Source organism: Cupriavidus sp. HPC(L) (assembly GCF_000307735.3).
Lineage (GTDB): Bacteria > Pseudomonadota > Gammaproteobacteria > Burkholderiales > Burkholderiaceae > Cupriavidus.
This window is the reverse complement of sequence record NZ_AMPR02000315.1, coordinates 1-2,435: the sequence shown is the minus strand read 5'-3', so window position 1 is coordinate 2,435 and position 2,435 is coordinate 1. Positions and strand designations below refer to the sequence as shown.

Genomic DNA, 2,435 nt, shown 5'->3' with positions numbered 1-2,435 from the left:
CGTGACGCTGCTGGGCCGCGACGGCGACGCGCTGGCGCGCGCCGCGGAGCGGCTTGGGCAGGATCATCCCGGTGCGCGGCTGCACGGGGTGCAGGCCGATGTCGCCGATGCCGGCAGTGTGGCCCGCGCGTTCGACGCCGCGGCGCAGGCGCTGGGACCGATCGCCGTGCTGGTCAACAACGCCGGCCAGGCGCACAGCGCGCCGATCGCGAAGACCGATCTGGCGCTGTGGCGCCGCATGCTCGATGTGAACCTGACCGGCACCTTCCTGTGCACGCAGGCCGCGCTGCCCGCGATGCGCGACGCCGGCTGGGGCCGTGTGGTCAATGTGGCCAGCACCGCCGCGCTGACCGGCTATGCCTATGTGACGGCCTACTGCGCGGCCAAGCACGGCGTGCTCGGCCTGACGCGCGCGCTGGCGCTGGAGCTGGCGCGCAGCGGCGTCACCGTCAATGCGGTGTGCCCCGGCTATACCGATACCGACATCGTGCGCGAGGCGGTCGCCAATATCGTCGGCAAGACGGGCCGTACCGAAGCGCAGGCGCGCGCCGAACTGGCCGGCCGCAATCCGCAGCGCCGGCTGGTGGATCCGGACGAAGTGGCCGACGCGGTCGCCTGGCTATGCCGGCCGTCGGCCAGCGCGATCACCGGCCAGGCCATCGCGGTGGCGGGCGGCGAGGTGATGGCGGGCTGAACGGGTCTTTCCGGCGGCCCAAGACGAACCCATACATCGATCCATCGACAAAATCGACGAGAGAACGCAGATGAACGAGATCGCACTGGACATGCGCCACCACAAGCGCGGCTTCGCGGACTTCGCGCCGCGCCACTTCCTGTGGTCGGTATCCGCGGACGGCAAGGTCGGCACCGTGACGCTGAACCGTCCCGAGCGCAAGAATCCGCTGACCTTCGACGCCTACGCCGAACTGCGCGATCTGTTCCGCGCGCTGGTCTATGCCAGCGACATCAAGGCCGTGGTGGTGCAGGGTGCCGGCGGCAACTTCTGCTCGGGCGGCGACGTGCACGAGATCATCGGCCCGCTGACGAAGATGGCGATGCCCGAGCTGCTCGACTTCACGCGGATGACCGGCGACCTGGTCAAGGCGATGCGGGCGTGTCCGCAGCCGATCATCGCGGCGGTCGACGGCGTCTGCGCCGGCGCGGGCGCGATGATCGCGCTGGCCTCGGACATGCGGCTGGCGACCGAGTCGGCACGCACGGCCTTCCTGTTCGTGCGGGTGGGCCTGGCCGGCGCCGACATGGGCGCCTGCACGCTGCTGCCGCGGATGATCGGCCAGGGCCGCGCCAGCGAGCTGCTCTATACCGGCCGCGCGATGAGCGCGCAGGAGGGGCTGCAATGGGGCTTCTTCAACGCGCTGCACGCGCCCGAGCGGCTCGGCGACGAGGCCGCGGCGCTGGCCGCGCAGCTTGCCGCGGGCCCGACCTTCGCGCATGGCGTCACCAAGAAGCTGCTGCACCAGGAATGGAACATGGGACTGGACGAGGCCATCGAGGCCGAGGCGCAGGCCCAGGCGATCTGCATGCAGACCGGCGACTTCCGCCGTGCCTACGAAGCCTTCGTCGCCAAGGCCAGGCCCGTGTTCGAAGGCAACTGAGCGAGGAGAGCCGAGATGCCCGCCTGGGACGATGATCTGACGCTGCCGTTCTTCGACGATGCGCACCGCACGCTGGCGCGCGAGCTCGACGCGTGGTGCGCGCGCTCGCTGTCGGCGCAGCCGCATGCGCCCGGCGCCGATGTCGACGCGGACTGCCGCGCGCTGGTGCGGCAGCTCGGCGACGCCGGCTGGCTGCGCTATTGCGTGCCGCGGGCCTACGGCGGCGCGCTCGACCAGCTCGATTCGCGCGCGCTGTGCCTGCTGCGCGAGACGCTGGCGCGGCACGACGGGCTTGCCGATTTCGCCTTCGCGATGCAGGGCCTCGGATCGGGCGCGATCACGCTGGCGGGCGACGAGACGCTGCGCCAGCGCTATCTGCCGCGCGTGGCGCGCGGCGAGGCGATCGCGGCCTTCGCGCTGTCGGAGCCGGAGGCCGGTTCCGATGTCGCGGCGATGCAGTGCCGCGCGACGCTGGACGGCGATCACTACGTGCTCGACGGCGCCAAGACCTGGATCTCGAACGGCGGCATTGCCGACTTCTATTGCGTGTTCGCCTGCACCGGCGAAGCGCCTGGCGCGCGCGGCATCACGGCCTTCGTCGTCGATGCCGATACGCCGGGGCTGCAGATCGCCGAGCGCATCGACGTGATGGCGCCCCATCCGCTGGCGACGCTGCGCTTCGACGGCTGCCGCGTGCCGGTGGCGCAGCGGCTGGGCGAGCCGGGGCAGGGCTTCAAGCTGGCGATGATGACGCTGGACATCTTCCGTGCCTCCGTTGCGGCGGCCGCGCTGGGCTTCGGCCGCGCGGCGCTCGATGAG

The 2,435-nt window shown here is 71.5% G+C and carries 3 protein-coding genes; all 3 read left to right on the top strand.

Annotated elements, in window-relative coordinates:
• Nucleotides 1-694: SDR family NAD(P)-dependent oxidoreductase (locus tag B551_RS16445; RefSeq protein ID WP_043440322.1), on the top strand; the 694-nt coding region annotated here is incomplete at its 5' end.
• Nucleotides 695-764: 70 nt separating this feature from the next.
• Nucleotides 765-1,616 (top strand): enoyl-CoA hydratase family protein, encoded by an 852-nt coding sequence (locus B551_RS16440; protein WP_023264571.1) that lies wholly within the window; start codon nt 765-767, stop codon nt 1,614-1,616.
• A 15-nt stretch (nt 1,617-1,631) separates the two neighbouring features.
• A partial coding sequence (locus B551_RS16435; RefSeq protein WP_023264570.1) for an acyl-CoA dehydrogenase family protein occupies nt 1,632-2,435 on the top strand: 804 nt, incomplete at its 3' end.

Coding starts and splice junctions, on each gene's coding strand:
- B551_RS16440 (WP_023264571.1), top strand. CDS start 765: ATGAACGAGATCGCACTGGACATGCGCCACCACAAGCGCGGCTTCGCG.